General features: G+C 40.4%; 18 protein-coding genes. 16 read left to right on the top strand and 2 right to left on the bottom strand.

Translation table 11 applies throughout. The features are described 5' to 3' along the window. Positions 1–188: 188 nt before the first annotated feature. Complete coding sequence (locus tag ACH8E3_RS10025) at positions 189–815, bottom strand: hypothetical protein (protein WP_458632491.1); 627 nt, start codon at positions 813–815, stop codon at positions 189–191. A 170-nt stretch (positions 816–985) separates the two neighbouring features. Here ACH8E3_RS10025 and ACH8E3_RS10020 point away from each other — a divergent pair, with 170 nt between their 5' ends. Both ACH8E3_RS10020 and ACH8E3_RS10015 read left to right on the top strand, forming a co-directional pair. Next, positions 986–1,345, top strand: a complete 360-nt coding sequence (locus ACH8E3_RS10020) for a helix-turn-helix domain-containing protein (RefSeq protein WP_458632490.1) — start codon at positions 986–988, stop codon at positions 1,343–1,345. Between the two features lie 131 nt (positions 1,346–1,476). Next, positions 1,477–2,169, top strand: coding sequence for a copper homeostasis protein CutC (locus ACH8E3_RS10015; protein WP_458632489.1), 693 nt, complete (start codon positions 1,477–1,479; stop codon positions 2,167–2,169). Positions 2,170–2,250: 81 nt separating this feature from the next. Here the strand turns inward: ACH8E3_RS10015 and ACH8E3_RS10010 are convergent, their stop codons facing one another. After that, on the bottom strand, positions 2,251–3,447 hold the full coding sequence (locus ACH8E3_RS10010) for a GNAT family N-acetyltransferase (protein ID WP_458632488.1): 1,197 nt from the start codon (positions 3,445–3,447) through the stop codon (positions 2,251–2,253). Between the two features lie 118 nt (positions 3,448–3,565). Between ACH8E3_RS10010 and ACH8E3_RS10005 the strand changes: the two genes are divergently transcribed. The 14 genes from ACH8E3_RS10005 to ACH8E3_RS09940 all read left to right on the top strand — a co-directional run bounded on the left by ACH8E3_RS10005 (position 3,566) and on the right by ACH8E3_RS09940 (position 17,428). Then, positions 3,566–4,579, top strand: a complete 1,014-nt coding sequence (locus ACH8E3_RS10005; protein ID WP_458632487.1) for a LacI family DNA-binding transcriptional regulator — start codon at positions 3,566–3,568, stop codon at positions 4,577–4,579. 96 nt (positions 4,580–4,675) lie between these two features. Next, positions 4,676–6,025 carry an FAD-dependent oxidoreductase gene (locus ACH8E3_RS10000; RefSeq protein ID WP_458632486.1) on the top strand — a complete coding sequence of 450 codons (1,350 nt, stop codon included), beginning with the start codon at positions 4,676–4,678 and terminating at the stop codon, positions 6,023–6,025. Positions 6,026–6,312: 287 nt separating this feature from the next. Further along, positions 6,313–7,848 carry an ATP-binding protein gene (locus tag ACH8E3_RS09995; RefSeq protein ID WP_458632496.1) on the top strand — a complete coding sequence of 512 codons (1,536 nt, stop codon included), beginning with the start codon at positions 6,313–6,315 and terminating at the stop codon, positions 7,846–7,848. 163 nt (positions 7,849–8,011) lie between these two features. After that, positions 8,012–8,290 carry a hypothetical protein gene (locus tag ACH8E3_RS09990; protein ID WP_458632485.1) on the top strand — a complete coding sequence of 93 codons (279 nt, stop codon included), beginning with the start codon at positions 8,012–8,014 and terminating at the stop codon, positions 8,288–8,290. Between the two features lie 111 nt (positions 8,291–8,401). Then, a complete protein-coding gene (locus ACH8E3_RS09985) occupies positions 8,402–8,830 on the top strand; it encodes a thiol-disulfide oxidoreductase DCC family protein (RefSeq protein ID WP_458632484.1) in 429 nt (142 codons plus the stop codon). 26 nt (positions 8,831–8,856) lie between these two features. Next, the gene (locus ACH8E3_RS09980; RefSeq protein WP_458632483.1) at positions 8,857–9,111 is read left to right on the top strand and encodes a hypothetical protein; all 255 of its coding nucleotides are present in this window, start codon (positions 8,857–8,859) and stop codon (positions 9,109–9,111) included. A 138-nt stretch (positions 9,112–9,249) separates the two neighbouring features. Further along, positions 9,250–10,401 carry a P-loop NTPase family protein gene (locus ACH8E3_RS09975; RefSeq protein WP_458632482.1) on the top strand — a complete coding sequence of 384 codons (1,152 nt, stop codon included), beginning with the start codon at positions 9,250–9,252 and terminating at the stop codon, positions 10,399–10,401. Then, complete coding sequence (locus tag ACH8E3_RS09970) at positions 10,394–11,632, top strand: CpaF family protein (RefSeq protein ID WP_458632481.1); 1,239 nt, start codon at positions 10,394–10,396, stop codon at positions 11,630–11,632. The genes ACH8E3_RS09975 and ACH8E3_RS09970 overlap by 8 nt, the downstream gene beginning before the upstream one ends. A gap of 3 nt (positions 11,633–11,635) precedes the next feature. Further along, positions 11,636–12,388 carry a type II secretion system F family protein gene (locus ACH8E3_RS09965; RefSeq protein ID WP_458632480.1) on the top strand — a complete coding sequence of 251 codons (753 nt, stop codon included), beginning with the start codon at positions 11,636–11,638 and terminating at the stop codon, positions 12,386–12,388. A 15-nt stretch (positions 12,389–12,403) separates the two neighbouring features. After that, entirely contained in the window at positions 12,404–13,279 is an 876-nt protein-coding gene (locus ACH8E3_RS09960; protein ID WP_458632479.1) for a type II secretion system F family protein, read from the top strand. Positions 13,280–13,292: 13 nt separating this feature from the next. Continuing rightward, positions 13,293–13,487, top strand: a complete 195-nt coding sequence (locus ACH8E3_RS09955; RefSeq protein ID WP_458632478.1) for a Flp1 family type IVb pilin — start codon at positions 13,293–13,295, stop codon at positions 13,485–13,487. Beyond that, a complete protein-coding gene (locus tag ACH8E3_RS09950) occupies positions 13,477–14,142 on the top strand; it encodes a TadE family protein (protein ID WP_458632495.1) in 666 nt (221 codons plus the stop codon). Before ACH8E3_RS09955 ends, ACH8E3_RS09950 begins: the two co-directional genes overlap by 11 nt. Positions 14,143–14,193: 51 nt before the next feature. Continuing rightward, positions 14,194–16,497, top strand: a complete 2,304-nt coding sequence (locus tag ACH8E3_RS09945) for a TadE/TadG family type IV pilus assembly protein (protein ID WP_458632477.1) — start codon at positions 14,194–14,196, stop codon at positions 16,495–16,497. Beyond that, positions 16,463–17,428 (top strand): TadE/TadG family type IV pilus assembly protein, encoded by a 966-nt coding sequence (locus ACH8E3_RS09940; RefSeq protein WP_458632476.1) that lies wholly within the window; start codon positions 16,463–16,465, stop codon positions 17,426–17,428. Before ACH8E3_RS09945 ends, ACH8E3_RS09940 begins: the two co-directional genes overlap by 35 nt. Positions 17,429–17,431: the final 3 nt, after the last annotated feature.

Here is a 17,431-nt window from a genome sequence, read left to right as displayed (position 1 = left end):
TGAGGTCGGTTGGCTTTCACTTGCTCACAATCTACTGAAACAAGCCGCGATTGATGAAAAACGTAGAGCAGCGATCCTCCAATAATCGGAGAATCGCTGCTCTATTGACTTTTACTGTTTTGAGAATGAATAGCGTCTGTCTCCGCTCGTAGAAAATCTACTTTTGGGACAGCCCCTTTTTTTGACGACTAAGATTCGAAGGGGCGATCTACTACAGAAGAATATCGTGGATAGAGACGACGAATACAATCAGGACATATATCATGAGTGAATTCCGCATGGGTATGCTTCTCTAAGAAAGGTTCAATATCATTCCATACATCGTCCTCGTGTATTCTCTTGCAAACAGCACAAATGGCAATAAGACCATGTAGCGTTCGGATGTGGGAGACAGATTGTAGGAATTCAGACTCCAATTGTTTCGTTGAGCTAATGTTTGTGAAAGAAATCACAGCGCCCTTAATGTCGTTTGTATCATTATTTAAAAGAGGACAAATCAAACAGGTGAACCATTCGGTATGGTTATCTATGGTATAGCTATATTCGTGAGTAAAAGAATCAATATGACCATTAAACATAAGTTGAAAGGAGTCCATAATCGTGTTCTCATGTTCTTGTATTCGTGGGATGGCTTCGCAGCACTGAAAGAAATTAACGCCAATCCATTGGAAGGATAATGGGATGTGATAGCGTGTAGATAATTTGTCTAAAGCCGGGTTTACAGCAATAATTGACCCTTGTGGATTTATAACCATGATGCCTATTTGTAAAGATTGAATGACCTCCGTATCAAGTGTAGTACTATTATAAGTCATAGTGATGCACTCCCTACAATGCCTATTGATCATTAATAACTAGATTGGATTTCTGTGATATAATTGGACATGAATACACCAAACATTATATGCGTATCTACGTAATATATCAACATTTATTACTTTAATGCGTCATTATATTTTTAACAACGTTGGAAGGTGGAGAATGGGTGCTGACTATTTATGATCGTATCGAATTTCTGATTAAGAATAAACCGATGACTAAGAAGTTATTTTGTACGGAACTTAGTATTAGTACTGGTAATTTAGGTGATTGGAAGAGAGGCAAATCCACTCCAAGTACCCATAAGTTAATTGAGATTAGTATATATTTCAATGTAAGTTTAGATTGGTTAATTCTTGGGAAGGAAACACAGATTGAACTGATGAAAGAAGCACAAGCTGAATATATATTGAATACATCTTTACTACATAAGCTTGCCTTATCTAAATTAAGCGCTCAAGAAGAAAGATTTATAAGAGAATATATCCAATTTACTGATTATAGAAGAAATATCAAATCGAAGTAGTGCATTTGTCTTGTCTTTAAAAGTATGCGTATGATGATTTCAAGTTTAAGCGCATAATTACGAATACATAACACATTTTGATTTGTGATGTAAGTCATACGGTATAATGAAGTAGATGGAGGGTGAATGATTTGATATTAGAGGTTATTGCGACAAGTGTTGAAGATGCGATATTGGCACAAAGGCATGGAGCCGATCGGATTGAATTGATATCAGGTATTATGGAAGGTGGCGTAACACCAAGCATTGGATTGATCGAAAAGGTGTTGCAAGCCATTCAGATTCCTGTACATGTTATGGTCAGACCGCATGCGAATAGCTTTTGTTATAACGAAAGTGATCTAGCAGTTATGACTCGGGATATGGAGTGTATTCGTAATCTAGGACCAGCTGGGGTTGTTCTGGGGACATTGACAGCGGACAAGCATATAAATACTACAGCGCTGGAGATGCTTATACGTGAAGCGGGGCAGATGAAAGTTATATTTCATCGGGCTTTTGATGAACTACAAGATCAATCAACAGCTCTTCTTGAACTAGCAAGATATCCAGAGATTAAAGGTGTGCTAACTTCGGGAGGAACCCCTAGTGTACTGAACGCTAAAGAGCAGATCAAGGCATTAGTGCAACAGTGTGAGAATATACCTATTGATATTATGGCCGGGAGCGGATTGAATGTTGCCGTGTTAGATGGATTTATCACTCACACAGGTGTTAAACAAGTTCATCTGGGTACGGGTGTACGTATAGATGGACAGGCTCTTGCGCCCATTGATCCGGATAAGGTTGAAGCGGCCGCAGCCATAATAGCGAAATACAAATGAGATTGACGATGCAGAATAAGCCTGCTCATAAGAACAGGCTTATTCTACATCCTTTGTATCCATGCCGAAGCCTATAAGTAGTTAGAACTTATCGATATTATAGAACACGGAATTTTGTGTCGGGAATAGGGTCTTGAGTACATTAGCATGAGAAGTTTTATGTGTTGTATCATCATAACCTTGCAATAGCATGGCAATGAATTCTTCTTGACTCAAATTGATGTTGGCATATTCGGACTCTTTTCGTGCTTCATGCTCAATGGCTAATTTTCCGTTATCATAATATATATAAGCCTGTTGCTCTACACAATTCATACATAGTTGTAAAGAATCGATGGCATGGTTACTGTTCAACCTTTTTTCAAAGGTTGGTGTGAGCTTAGCTAGTAAGGGCTGGAATTGGATAATTTTCCACATGGCATAATTCATTGTGCTCTTTGTAGCGCCCCATTGAACGAAGGGTACGATCAGAGCATGATCTGCAGGTAGACTTGCTGAAATAGAGCGAGCATCTGGGCGTTGTTGTACTAAAGCTTGAAATAAGCAAATAGCTGAACTTTCTTCACCATCGAGATAACATAGTTCATCTAAATGGACAACGCCGTCCTTTTTTGTCTCGGAGATAAGCCCGTAGGCTACAACAATATTATTTCTCACAGCTAATAAACAAGTACCCGATTTCCATCTAGGCCATTGGGTTAAATCCTGCCATGTTGTTGATGACCTAACGATAGTATAGGTTCTAGACTGATTAAATTGATCATAAATATCGGAAATAGTAGTCGTGTGGGATGAATCATAAGAGATTATTTTAATATTATTATTGTTGTTGTCAGCTGGGATAGAGCCAATATCTATTTGGTATAAGGGTTCAGGTACAACTTGCCAACCGGATTTCTCATAAAAGGGAGTAATCACAGCAAAGAGAAGGGAAAGGTCGTATTCTTCTTGTTTCATCCAATGTGTGAGTCTATGTAGAATTTGTCTACACTGTCCTTGACCTTGGTACTCAGGAAGTGTAGCAACGCTGCCCAGCCCTGCAATACGAATGGGATGGATACCCACGCGACTAATCATAGGAAACACCTGTATGGTGGAAGTGATCAAGCTGTGTTGTTTGGCTATCCAGGTAGTAGACATATCATAGGATGAATCTTGATCTATACGGATTTGAAAAAAGTCTCTTCCAGCAAGAAAGGCATGGCCAATCATGTCATACACGGATTCTAATTCTGAACGGTCTACTATACTGCGTATTTCAAGGTCCTCAGTATTCATACAATAACATTCCTCCTATTTGAGAGCGCTTTCCTAATTGGGAATTGACATCCAATCACTGATGATTGATAATATAAATATAACATAAATGGGAGCGCTCCCACAACAGGTGGTTATTATGAAGCATACACTGGAATCCATTGCAGGTATAGCCGGCGTATCCAGAGGGACTGTATCCCGAGTGATCAATGGTTTACCTGGGGTTAGACCAACAGTCCGTGAGAAAGTATTAGATATTATTGAACAGACAGGTTACGTTCCTCACCCGCAAGCTAGAAGTCTGGCCGGAGGAAAGACAGGGAATATTGGGGTTATGGTTTTTGGTCCTAAGCCAGATTTCCTGAGTCATCATATTTTTTATGAAGCCCTTCAAGGTATTCAAGCAGGATCTATAGCTAACGCATATGATTTACTTCTATTAGCTAATCGTAGCGAATATGATTCAGATTATTGGAAGAAAGTCGCCACAATGCAGAAGGTAGATGGGCTAATCATCATGGGAGAAGATATTCAACAAGAGTATTTATTGTATTATCGGGAGCAAGGCATTCCTTTTGTTCTTATTGGAAAAAGAAACTTTGATGCATTACCGATTGCTTGTGTGACTTCAGATTATCGGGAGGGTGCTTATCAAGCTACAAGTCACTTGTTACAAAAGGGAAGACGGCGAATTCTCTACGTCCAAGGTCTAATGGACACATACCATGAGAATGAACGGTTTGCAGGGTATTTGCAAGCATTGTCTGAAGTGGGTATTAAGCATGACACATCCCTAGTCATTCATGGTAGAGCCGTTCAGGAAGAAGCACGTCAACAGATTAAGCTTTTGCTTGAAAGAGAGACCCCAATCGATGCTATTTTTGCGGCGAATGATCTAATGGCACTGGGTGCAATGGAATCGCTATTAGAGCGAGGTTATCGAATTCCGCAGGATATTGCTGTAGTCGGCTATGATGACATCCAGGCAGCTACTTACTCTTCCCCTCCATTAACAACGGTGAGACAAGATAAGATGCGGCTTGGAAAAGAAGCAGTTGGACTATTATTAGAAATGTTGCGTGGTAATATCGAAGAGGATGAATCAAAGGATATTATTATTGAGAACGAGTTAATTATTCGAGCAACAACATAACAAAAGGAAAGATTAGAAGTACGGACATTAAGAAGGTGTTGTCCGACTTTTTGATTATATTGGGAGCGCTCCCAGATGGAAGGGATGATCTAACAGATGAGTATTTTACAGAAAGAATATGATGTGGCCGTTCTTGGAGGTGGACCTGCGGGGATTACTGCCGCTATAAGTGCAGCAAGAAATGGAGCCGAGACCATTATTATAGAACGATACGGGTTTCTTGGTGGGATGTCCACGACAGCGATGGTATATCCGTGGATGACTTTCCATTCAGCAGTAGGAGATCAAGTCATTAAAGGCATTGCCCAGGAAATTATCGATCGATTAATGGTTCTTGGCGCATCACCGGGGCACCTAAGAGATACTGTCGGATTCACACATACATTGACACCTTATCATCCTGAGGTCTACAAGGTATTAGCCTATGAGATGCTTGAGGAAGCAGGAGTTAAGATCCTACTTCATACAGCGGCTATAGATGTCCACACGAAGGATGACCGTATTGATAGTGTGACTTTGTACAATAAAGGTGGGATTTCCGAGCTTAAATCTATGGTATATATTGATGCAACAGGTGATGGGGATATTGCGTTTATGGCTGGCGACCCATGGGAGAAAGGGAATATAGACGGTAAAGTCCAACCCATGACGATGAAATTTCGTATGAGGGGTGTTGATCTAAGTAAGGTCAAAGACTATATGCAGAATAATCCTACTGATTTCTACGAGAAGTCATTGATCTCAGAATTGGATCTAATACCACTAACAGGTGTTATGGGCTTCTATAGTCAATGGAAAGAAGCGGAGCTTCCAATCCAACGCGACAGATTGCTGTTCTTCAGTGGACCCAATGAAGATGAGGTCCTTGTAAATGTATCTCGCGTATCAGGACTAGACCCTACGAATATTGAAGAATTAACGAAGGCTGAGATAGAAGGACGTAAGCAAGTTCTTCTCTTGGAATCTTTCTTCCAGAAGTCTATCCCAGGATTTGAGAAAGCCAGTGTGTCAGCCGTAGGTGCTCAGATTGGAGTCAGGGAAGCTAGACGTATTATTGGGAAGTATGTGTTGAACGGCACAGATGTATTAGACGGTAAAAGATTCGAAGACGTTATAGCACGCAGTGGTTATCCAATTGACATTCATAACCCAGAAGGTAAAGGTGTAACCGCTAACTTCATTCGCGAGGGTGGCGCTTATGATATTCCCTATCGCAGTATTGTACCAATGAATACAACAAATTTATTGTTAGCGGGAAGATGCATTTCTACAACACATGAAGCGCAAGCAACCACACGTCTAACGCCAAGTTGTATGGCGATTGGCCAAGCGGCAGGCGTTGCAGGAGCATTAGCCGTGTTGCATAACTGTCCAACAGCCCAAGTTCCTATTGTTGAATTACAGGCGAGATTAATCGAAGGTCAAGCAGAATTAGGAAGGGAGTAATGCAAGCTATTCTCAATATTTTGAACAAATAAGATATGATTTGATAAGTAGTTCATGAATACGACTGACCTCTCCATCATTACTTTGGAAAAGGTCAGTCGTATTTTTCTATAAGTAAGGAGGATTTCCTAATACATTCCTTTACTAAAAATGGTATATTAAATAAGTGATTAAGCTTGAAGCAATTTAGCATACATGGAATTACACACAGGGAAAGTCTAAGAAGATCAGAGGATGACTTTAGGGAGTGATTCAAGCTGTTCAAGAATAAAATTAATGTGATTTGTGTGCCTTTGCTTTCTATATTTATCATTGTAGCTTCAGTGTTACTTCATAAGCCTACTCATGTGACTTACATGATCATCACAGGTCTGATGTTAAACGTGAGTGTGACGATGTCCTATAAATGGAAGTGGCTTAGATTTCTGCAGATTATATTCTTAGGCTTGTTCCATTACTCAAGTCAGTTAAATTGGTGTGTATTAATATACTATATCGTTCTAATCAACTTGATTGAAGATAAGAAAAGTTTTAGGAACACAGCCCCTATTGGACTATTCGTTTTTCTTCAATATACTTTGATTCGATTCACATATGTACCCGCTACAACCTATACTATATTCGGATCTGTTTTTGATTTATTCTCATCATTAGTTGTCGTCATTATATTCCATCACATTATACGAATTGACAGTGATAGAAGAGAATTAACGAAGCAAAATGAATATCTTAGCAATTACGATACCATAACAGGCTTTTATAATTATTTGGGTTACTTTCAGAAAGTTCAACAGATGATCGATAAGAAGCAGCAATTTCTATTTGTCTTGTTTGATATTAACAATTTCAAATCGCTGAAGATCATGGGTAGCATACCTACGAACGATATCTTAATTGGAATCGCTCTTGCATTAGAGGAACGTTTCCCTAATTACATAGCTGGATGTCGATATTCAGGTGATCGCTTTTCACTAATGTTATTACCGGATGAAACCATTGATGATTTACATACGTTTGAGGAACTAGGATTACATACCACGTATAGTATTACTCGTTTTCCTGAAGAAGCTCTTGATTTTCAACAACTGATGCAGAAGGGCGAGGAACGAATATTTCAATTGAGAGAAGACTACTGGCAGAAACGGCATGAAGAACAACTACGATCAGGTAAAATGAAAATGGTCGGCGAGTTAGCAGCTGGAATGGCACATGAGATACGAAATCCGTTAACATCGATCAAAGGGTTCATCCAGTTGTCGAAGAGATCAGGATATAATATTGAACCATGGTATGACGTAATTATGTCTGAAATCACTAGAGTAGGAGAACTGACAGCAGAATTTCTACAATTCTCCAAACCTCACGCAAATCAGAAAAAATCAGAAATGATGACACAATGTTTATCAAGAGTGTATTCTTTATGTGAATCAGAAGCCGCGTCATGTGGGCATACCATTGAAATGGAAGCAACGGATTCGTCAATATTCGTGTTAATGGATCGTGACAAGATCATCCAAGTTCTAATCAATTTAATTCGGAACGCTTTTCAAGCTATAGAACAAGGGGGGCATATCCAACTCAAACTTCATCGTGAAGAGGGGATGGCTGTAATCCAGGTGTGTGACAATGGTCAGGGGATTCCAATTCATGACATGGATAAAATATTCGAACCTTTCTATACAACGAAAGTGGAGGGCACTGGTCTAGGACTTTCATTATGCCAAAAGATTATCCAAGAGCATCATGGAAAGATATCTGTGGAAAGTATATTGGCTGTAGGTACTGTGTTTACGGTTAAATTGCCAATATATGCGGGGGATTAGAACAGGGATTGCGTAATAGTTGTCTTAGGTTGTCTACTTATGGAGAGAATTCATGTTATAATAAATTGACATCAAGTTCTAAATTCATTAGAATGTCTAAGTACTTGTTACATGAAGAAGGAATTAGATTGTGTTCACAAATTTAATATAATGGGTGATATTGATGTCTTACAGACCGATCATTTCGAACGTAGTAGAAGCAAGCAACAACGAGAAAGATGGATTATATGAATTCATCTTCTACATGGAGGACGGAACAGAATGTCGTACATTCTACAATCGTTATCCCGAATGGAAAATGACAAACATTACAAGACTTCAAAAGACACCATGTCCTGTTTGTCGCAAAGATTTCATTTGCAAATGTATGGAGAGTTTCAAAGATACAATACAGCAACAAATCAATGATAATCAATGGCTTGAGAAGGCAATTGTGAAGTAAAGATGAAGTTGCAGAGGACATGAAGCGTGGGAATGGATCCTACGCTTTTTTCTATATTATCTATGGTGTACTAAGAACTCTATGTTTGCTTGTTAGAAGGAGTAGTTGCTTATGGATAAGAAACAAATGGAAACTGAACAGAGTGATTCTCCCATTGTATTAATTGATGGGACATGTATATTGTGCCAAGGGGCCATGAAGTTTATTATACGACGTGATCCTGTGGGGAGATTCTATTTCGCTTCTTTGCAGTCAGAGATTGGCCAGAAACTGCTTATAAATCATAATATACCGATAGATGCGATGAATACCTTAGTTCTTATGGAGAATAATCGAATCTTCACACAATCCACTGCAGCATTACGAATAGCTAGACAATTACGGGGAATATGGCCTCTTTTCTATGGGTTTATTATTATTCCCCCTTTCATAAGAGATCGCATCTATCAATATATAGCTAGACATCGTTATCAATGGTTTGGTAAGTCTGATCAATGTATACTACCGACACCAGAGCTTCAAGGAAAGTTGCTAGAATAGTTGAGATGAACGGGGGAATGAAATGGATGACATATATCTGGTTGCTAGTAGCGGTATTGATCATTATCATGATCTTAGTGATTCGAATGCTGAGAATAAAGAAGAAGAACCACAATGTCATTAAGTTTCAGAAGAAGAGTAACAATCCTAACTTACAGAGATGCAGCTATTGCAAAAGAATGAGCAAATTAACCTTCTATGCCAGTGATGAGGGCACGATTGTAGGGGTTTGTAAGGAATGTAAATCCAAGGCGGATGCCCGAGATATGCTACCTATATAATTCATACTTGCCGACTGGAAGTAACTGTGATATTCTATCAATAAATAAATGGATCGTAAACGGAAGCACCGTTTAACAACCGCGTAACTGCGTTTGTTGAACGGTGCTTTTTGTGTTGTATTGAAAGGAGGAAGACGGTTGATACCTATTAGAGTAGTGCTAGCTGTACAGGAATGTGATTATATTGAGCTTTTACTTCGTTACGTCCACAGTAGTGAATACGCAGATAAGTTGACTATCAATTCTTTTACAAGCGTGGATACATTTATGGAATATATGAATGGAAATGAAGGCAAAGATGTGATTATAGCTGAAGAGGTCTTTCTAACGCCATGGCTTCAAACAGGTGAACAAAGTGTCACTTGGGTCATCTTACATGAAAGGGGACAAAGTTCGTTAGAAGGGCCCGTACTTGCTAAATATCAACCGATACCTCAATTGTTAGATTCGATTCTGCAATTTACCAGAAGGAAGGGTATTGTCACAAGATCGCAGAACTTCGGTGAAATGGAAATGGTTGGTATCCTATCGGCGGTCGGAGGAAGTGGAAAGACAACGACAGCGCTAAATATAGCTAAGCAGTTAGGTGCCAGTGGCCGTTCTGTGTTCTATCTTAACTTAGAGACAATGAACAGTAGTGCAGTGTTTCCAAGCCAGATTAGACATGGTGAGCGAGGTGCAGGGTTATCACGGTTACTATATGAACTGAAAGCAGCGCAGGAAAAGAAGGATTATTCGAGTATTTCAATCGCATCCTATGTTGTTCATCATGAAGGGATCAAAGCAGATATATTCGAACCATTATTGAATATCAAGGAATGGATGCAGATGAGTAAGAACGATGTATGCCAATTGATGCAGTTAATCGCAGATAGCGGTCAATATGATGTCATGATTGTGGATACAGATAGTATTGCAGAAGAACGATGCGAGGCTGTAATGGAGATGTGTGGAATACTCATATGGATTTTATTAGATGACATAATCAGTATGCATAAGAGTGGACAATGGCTATCTTATATCGAGAGAAGCAACCAATCTGGTTACCGAGACATGATGTTGAAAAGTAAATTTATCATGAATCGTTATGTGGGTACGCTAGTCAATAAACTCCCAAGTCATGTGGAACATGTAGATGAATTCCTACCTTATATTCCATCTTGGAAACAAGTGAATCATGAGGAAATCCTACTTAGTTCTCCTATATTTCAAAGGGATATATTGAATTTATGTAGATCTATAGTTAGTGATCAACAGCTTGTTACGCTAGGAGGACTTGCACATGGATGAAGAAATGTTCAAATCCATGCGCAGTGCTATTCGATCAGGTCTTGATGTGACATCGGTAGTAGATGATGAGGAATTAATGAGGTATATCGAATGCCGGGTATTGGGTGGGGAAGGGTTGCAGAATTTGACTGCCAAGGAGAAACGAACATTCATCCGACGTATTTATGATTCGTTTCGCGGATTAGACGTTCTGCAACCCTTAGTCGATAATCCATCGATCACGGAGATTATGATCAATAGCCATCAAGATATATTCATTGAAGAAGAAGGGCAAGTAAGAAGAATATCCCAGCAATTCGAAACGCAGACCCGATTGGAGGATATTATTCAGAGTATTGTTGCGGGCGTGAATCGGGTGGTGAACGAATCCTCTCCTATTGTGGACGCAAGATTAAAGGACGGATCACGAGTCAACATTGTCCTCCCACCCATTGCGCTTAAAGGACCTACGATGACCATTCGTAAGTTTCCCGAGAAGCCAATGACGATGCAGGATCTCGTTAAACGTGGTGCACTAAGTGAAGAGGTGGCAACATTTCTAGAAAGGTTAGTCGTCGGGAAATATAATATTTTTATCAGTGGTGGAACAGGCTCTGGGAAGACGACGTTTCTTAACGCCTTATCGCAGTTCATTCCCGTAGATGAACGTGTCATTACGATAGAAGACTCAGCGGAGTTGCAGATTGTAACTGTACCCAATCTAGTTTCATTGGAGACAAGGAATGCCAATACCGAAGGGCGGGGAGAAATCACCATTCGTGATCTTATTCGATCATCATTACGGATGCGTCCCAATCGTATTGTGGTTGGTGAGGTTCGGGGCAGTGAAGCTATGGATATGTTACAGGCAATGAATACTGGCCATGACGGCTCTCTCTCAACCGGCCACGCTAACAGTGCTAGAGATATGATTAGTCGTCTGGAGACGATGGTGCTTAGTGGAGCGAATCTTCCGATTCTCGTCGTACGCCAACAGATTAGCTCGGCCATTGATATTCTAGTGCATCTATCTAGGTTGCGTGATCGTTCAAGACGAGTGACGGAGATTAGCGAGGTCATTGGAATGGAGAATGGAGAGGTAGAGTTATGTCCGCTCTTTCAATTCAAGGAGAGGGGGGATATGGATGGAAAAATTATCGGAGAACTAGAATATTGCGGCACGCCACTTCACCATGCTGAGAAGCTTCGTATGGCAGGTCTTGTAGATATGCTAGTGATGGAAGGAGGCTAAAGAATGCAACCAGCGCTTCCAGATTACAGTATGTACGAATTAAGCATATTAGAGAGAGTTCTGTGTATATTGTGTGCAGCCATAGTGATGTATGCCATTGGATATTTATTCTATCATCAATGGATTATATCCCTACTGATAGCGTGTAGCGGATGGGTTGCACCCCGATTCTGGAGGAAGTATATGCTGAACCGTCGCCGTGCGGCCTTAAGCTTACATTTCAAACAAGCGTTATATTCCTTATCATCCTCACTGTCGGCTGGTCGTTCAGTAGAGAATGGTTTTAGAGAAGCCATTCAAGATCTGCGCATGCTCGATCCTGAAGCAGAGAATGACCTGATTAGGGAATTAAGCATCATTTGTGCACGGATGGAGTATGGAGAACCAATTGAGGATGCATTACAAGACTTCAGCCGTCGTGCATCGATGGAGGATATTACGAACTTTGCGGATGTGTTTACGACATGCAAGAGAACAGGTGGCGATCTGGTAGAGGTTGTGCGCCGTACATCTAACATCATTGGTGAGAAGCTAGATATCCAACAAGAAATTTCCGTAATGATTGCTCAGAAAAGATTCGAATCCAAAGTGATTCTAGTGACTCCCTTATTTATGATAGGGTTCATGAATATATCATCACCAGATTATATGCTACCCATGTATAGTGGATTTGGATTCATTATCTCTACATTCTCTCTGGTCATATTAGCTGCGTGTGCAATCTGGATTACTAAGATAATGGATATTAAGTTATAGATGGGGTGATAGAGCGTGTTGATTGTTCTATGCACGATAATACTCATACTGCTTGTAGGTGGTTGGACGATACTTAATTACATGAGTGGGAGGAAATATCGAACTCTGATCAAGATTCCAATGGAAGGACTACGATTGCGTAAGATAGTAACCCCCATGTTATATCTTCTAGATAAAGGGAGAATAGTGGCGCGATTTCCATTCTTCTTTTATAGAGTTCAACGCGCTATACAAAAGATTCATGGTGGGAGATACAGCGGTGAAATGACGATGCTCTATCTAGGTGAAATGATGTGCTATAGTTGGCTACTGCTAAGTCTGGGTTGTGTGATGTCGATTGCGATGGGGGACAAGATGGGGTTGATTCTAGGGGGTGGTCTAGCCATATTGTTGCCTGTAGCCATGGTGAAGGATCTTCACAGTAAGGTTCAAGTTCGAGATCAAGAAATATTAATAGAACTTCCAGAACTATTGAACAAAATTGTCCTACTAGTTGGCGCGGGTGAGACGGTGCAAAAGGCGATCGCCCATTGCGTTGAAGTGAAGAAAGATGAGCGAGAACATCCGTTGTATCAAGAATTGATCCGTATGGTTGGGGATTGGGATGGTGGATACTCATTTCAACAAGCTTTTGAAAGCTTTAGTAAACGATGTGCTTTGCAAGAAGTGTCGATGTTCACAACGACGGTCCTATTGAACTTTCGACGTGGCGGTCAAGACTTTTCCTTGGCTTTGCGCGATTTATCACGAACACTTTGGGAAAGACGTAAGACGATTACGCGTACTCGTGGGGAACAAGCATCTTCGAAGTTGGTATTTCCAATGGTCGTTATATTTATGATCGTTGTTGTCTTGGTTGGGTCTCCCGCCATGATGATGATGAATATGTAGGAGGAATGATGATATGTTAACGAATATACAAGCAAAAGTTAAGGGATTATGGCAAGAAGAAGATGGATTAGGAATGCTGGAGATGATCCTGATTATTGCAGCAATTGTTGTCATTGCTAGTGTTTTTAGAAATGAGCTTAAGAGTATCGTAGAGAAACTATTGAAAAGTGTAGGCGCGAAAAGTGAAAAGTTTATTGATGAGAATTAAGTCCAAAGGCGAAGAGGGAAACTTTACGATTGAGGCTTCCCTCGTCATGCCTACCATATTAATGGTAACGATTCTTCTTATGTTCTTCTGCATGTATATATATCAACAATCGATATTACAGCAGGTCGCTTCTGCAGCAGTAGAAAGATCGGCGTATAGCTGGGACAATAGCCATAAAGAAGTCTCAACGGGTGGATTTCAGCAAGGACAGAATGATTCTCTCTATTGGAGATTGAAGGATGATAACATGCTAGGTTCCCTGTTAGGTTGGGCAGGGGCGAGTCATGAAGAGTCAATGCCCATACCTGGTGGTGAGATGTCAGGTTCATTACCAACAAGAAAGTTATTTAGAATGCATGAACTTATGACAGATCCTATGACTGGAAAGATTGCTTATGAGAATAAATATCTTCTTCGTAAAGTAAGTGCTGAACTACACCAATGGATTAACCTCCCCCCACTCGATCAGATCCTTTCTGGAGGATCCAACTTAGAAGTGAAGGCGCAATCTTTTATCGTGGAACCTGTTGAATTCATTCGTACGGTAGATCTAATGAGATATTATGGCGCTAAGTTCAAAGGTTCTGGTGGGAACAAGATGAATAAGGATGAAGCGGCCCAAGTCTTGCAGAAATACGGATCAAAGACGAAATAATCAGGAGTTATTAGCATCACATATGAGATTTAAGTGAACGGAGGAATGGACATGTTAGGAAAATGGGTTAGAGACCAAAAGGGATCCGTGTCCATCTTTCTTATTCTAATCTTAGCGGTTGTATTTAGTTTCGTTGCTATATTTATTGATTACGCACGAATAGCTGCGATGAAAGTTCAAAGTGAGCGTCTTGTGCGTTCTGCTGTGCGTTCTGTGATGTCTGCTTACGAACCACAATTACAACAGAAGTATGGATTGTTCGCCTATGGACAGAGCGACGGAGATCAGATTATGTCTGAGGTACTACACGGTAGTATGGACCACGGTGATCGTGGGGATGCATTCTCTTTACTACAACTCACATTGGATTCATCTACATTGCAGATGGGGCGTACGCTTGGTGAGTACGAAGTGTTTCATCGTCAGATTAACGAGGACATGAAGTACAAGGCACCTATAGATTTCACACTGGAGATGTTAAATAAGTTCAAGCCTTTGTCTCAATCCATGAAGGAAGCTTCGAACACGATGGACGTCCTTAGAAAATTACAGAAGTTATATGATAGACGAGAAGAAACATTGGATGAAATGATAACTGTACAGAAGACAACGGCTAAACGCTTAGAATCCTTACCTAATCTGATCATGGAGCCAATGGCTAATTACATATCCAATCAATTGTTAGGTGGTAGCATTTCTTCCAGCTTAGATATTGCAGCACAATATGACGATTATCTTGCGAAAGAAATCGAGTTGCAACAGAAGATTACGCAGCGAGAAGAGAAGATCAATAACGGGAAGAAAGAAGATGAACCGAATGTAGACACCAATGACTTAGATCAACAGATTCATTCTATATCTAATGTCATTCGTGGCTATCATCAAGGTACAACAAGCATATTAACTTCTATTTCCAATACACAGAGCTTATCACGGTCAGAACATGGGAGAATGACTCCTCAAGCACTTGAACTTTGGGAGCAAGCGTATAAATTGAATGAACAAATGAAACAAGTAATCAAGGAATCAGAGAATCGCTCAGCTGATGAAGGGTATGATCATGTATCACATGAAGATAGTCCGGAAGGTACATATGCAAGTAGCGGGGATACGGATGCTATTCGAAAGATTCGAGAACAGACACAGAAACTTCTGCTGTCTGAGACGTTATTTCAAGAACTGAAGCAGGGGATTGAAGATCAGACGACAGGGTTTCAGACCATAGATCAGATAATCACTTCACTTAACACAGCATTAGGTGGTGCGTTCGGTCAAAATGGTCATAGTAGTCAAATGAAGTCCGTGGTCATTCAAACACGACAAGTGATTGATCCATACATGCGGAAGTATGTCTTGGCTGGTTCGAGTAATGTGCTTGATACAACTGTGAAAAGGCTAGAAGAGAACCGGTCTTTGGATAAAGAACGCAAATCGATTGAGAAAGAGTCGAAGGCAAAATTGAAAAATGCAACGAAGATGCTATCAACGATTAATCGATTGAATGATAGCGCACAAGAATATATGAAGGAATATCGAACCGTACAACAATATTTTGATGAGAGTATTACGTTTAATAAACAATCTGCGGATGGATCATATCAAGGGGCTGATCTGAGTAGTGACCCCTACGATGCAAGTAAATCAGCCATGGATCATGTAGATGGTTTATATGGTTCTATGAGTGGGATGTTATTGGGGTTACAGGATGAATTCTATCAGAATGAATATGCATCACTGTATTTCCAACCATTTGACATCACTCAGTTGGGGGATATCATAGATCATCCAGATCGTTCTATTGGGGATGAATTAGTTAAGCAACTAAGTATTCATAATCAAGAGTTAGAGTATATTCTATACGGTTTTCATAATCCTGTTGGTAATGTATCTGCTGCATATGCTGAAATATTCGGCGTGCGACTGGCAATACGAACGATGGAAGGACTAGTGAAAAGTAGTAAGTTAGGAAATCCATTGTTAATTCTGGCGACAGCATTATTGTATGGGATTGAGATGGCAACCTTAGATATGATTCGGCTATGTCAAAAAGGTTCAATAGAGTTGTCCGCCTATGTAAAAGTGGAGATGACTTATCGCGATTATTTGAGAATGTTCCTCTTTATTCATAGTAATGATGAGAATAAAATGTCTAGAATGTTAGCGTTGATCCGTTTCAATACGGGAATCAATCCAAGTGAGCGAGCAACCTATGCTTCGGGTGAAGTTGTATTCGGTATGAAGCTGTGGTTTCTTCCGGGAGTCATGAGAATGATAGGCTCTACTGCAAGCGACGAAGATCAAGTGGAAGGAAACCGATACTATGCTACGAAAAAGGCAGATTATTCTTACGAATAGAAAGAAGAATGATGAAGGAAGTATCGTACTTGAAGCAGCGTTAGTATTTCCACTCTTTATTTTCTTTATCGTTTTCCTAATCTATATCGTACAGATGACATTGATATCGACAGCACTCCAAAGTACCGTATCGGATACAGTGAAGATGGTATCTTCCCATATGTATCCCATTGCACTAATGGTAGAGAACGGGGAATCTCCCAAAGGAGATGAGGATTCCCAGTTAACTGGGAATTGGATTGTCCCTAAGCTTTCAGTGACAGAATGGGCTTCACAATATAGCGGTTCACTCCCAGCTCCGTTGTCGCAATGGATGATGGATGCAGCAACAATGGGGGACGAGCCTCTACAGTCCGTGAAGAGTGGTATGGCGGAAGCGGTTCTTGATCCAGTTGTTAAGCCGCTGCTTAAACCGTTTATACAAAGTGATTTCTTAACCTACGATCGCATTCATATTTCCAATATCTATCTTCCGGATATGAAGACTAGAGACAATCCATATTTCGGTATTGAGATAAGTTATGCATTACCTGTAAGAGTACCTTTTATCAATAAAGAGATTGTATTACAAGCCAAAGCACAAGAACGTTTGTGGATTGGAGATACTTCGGAAAGAATGGCAGAGGGTGTTGCTGAAGAAGACGAATCAACTATCCAGTTACTGGAGAAGCCCGATCCTGCCATTGTTGGAAAGAAGGCTAGGGTTAGGATCAAAGTGGCTCCGCATGCTACGGCGCAATTATCTGTTTTCTATAAAAGTGGTAAGAGTACAGCCAAATATCTAGGGTGGAGTCAGGCAGATGCCGACGGATATATAGAATGGGAATGGTTTGTTGGAACGAATACAACGCCCGGAACATGGCCATTTGTGATAACTACCGAAGATGGAGAGCGTATGGAAGTGACGTTTACCGTAATTGGGCGAGATTAGTTT

Source organism: Paenibacillus sp. CMAA1364 (genome assembly GCF_054373195.1).
Note: the sequence above shows the minus strand (reverse complement) of the source record. Positions and strands in the feature narration are given on the sequence as shown.

Bases quoted from the DNA above. Each gene is read 5' to 3' on its own strand.
- ACH8E3_RS10025 (WP_458632491.1), bottom strand. From the start codon at position 815: ATGACTTATAATAGTACTACACTTGATACGGAGGTCATTCAATCTTTA.
- ACH8E3_RS10010 (WP_458632488.1), bottom strand. From the start codon at position 3,447: ATGAATACTGAGGACCTTGAAATACGCAGTATAGTAGACCGTTCAGAA.
- ACH8E3_RS10005 (WP_458632487.1), top strand. From the start codon at position 3,566: ATGAAGCATACACTGGAATCCATTGCAGGTATAGCCGGCGTATCCAGA.
- ACH8E3_RS10000 (WP_458632486.1), top strand. From the start codon at position 4,676: ATGAGTATTTTACAGAAAGAATATGATGTGGCCGTTCTTGGAGGTGGA.
- ACH8E3_RS09990 (WP_458632485.1), top strand. From the start codon at position 8,012: ATGTCTTACAGACCGATCATTTCGAACGTAGTAGAAGCAAGCAACAAC.
- ACH8E3_RS09985 (WP_458632484.1), top strand. From the start codon at position 8,402: ATGGATAAGAAACAAATGGAAACTGAACAGAGTGATTCTCCCATTGTA.
- ACH8E3_RS09980 (WP_458632483.1), top strand. From the start codon at position 8,857: ATGACATATATCTGGTTGCTAGTAGCGGTATTGATCATTATCATGATC.
- ACH8E3_RS09970 (WP_458632481.1), top strand. From the start codon at position 10,394: ATGGATGAAGAAATGTTCAAATCCATGCGCAGTGCTATTCGATCAGGT.
- ACH8E3_RS09965 (WP_458632480.1), top strand. From the start codon at position 11,636: ATGCAACCAGCGCTTCCAGATTACAGTATGTACGAATTAAGCATATTA.
- ACH8E3_RS09955 (WP_458632478.1), top strand. From the start codon at position 13,293: ATGTTAACGAATATACAAGCAAAAGTTAAGGGATTATGGCAAGAAGAA.
- ACH8E3_RS09950 (WP_458632495.1), top strand. From the start codon at position 13,477: ATGAGAATTAAGTCCAAAGGCGAAGAGGGAAACTTTACGATTGAGGCT.
- ACH8E3_RS09945 (WP_458632477.1), top strand. From the start codon at position 14,194: ATGTTAGGAAAATGGGTTAGAGACCAAAAGGGATCCGTGTCCATCTTT.
- ACH8E3_RS09940 (WP_458632476.1), top strand. From the start codon at position 16,463: ATGCTACGAAAAAGGCAGATTATTCTTACGAATAGAAAGAAGAATGAT.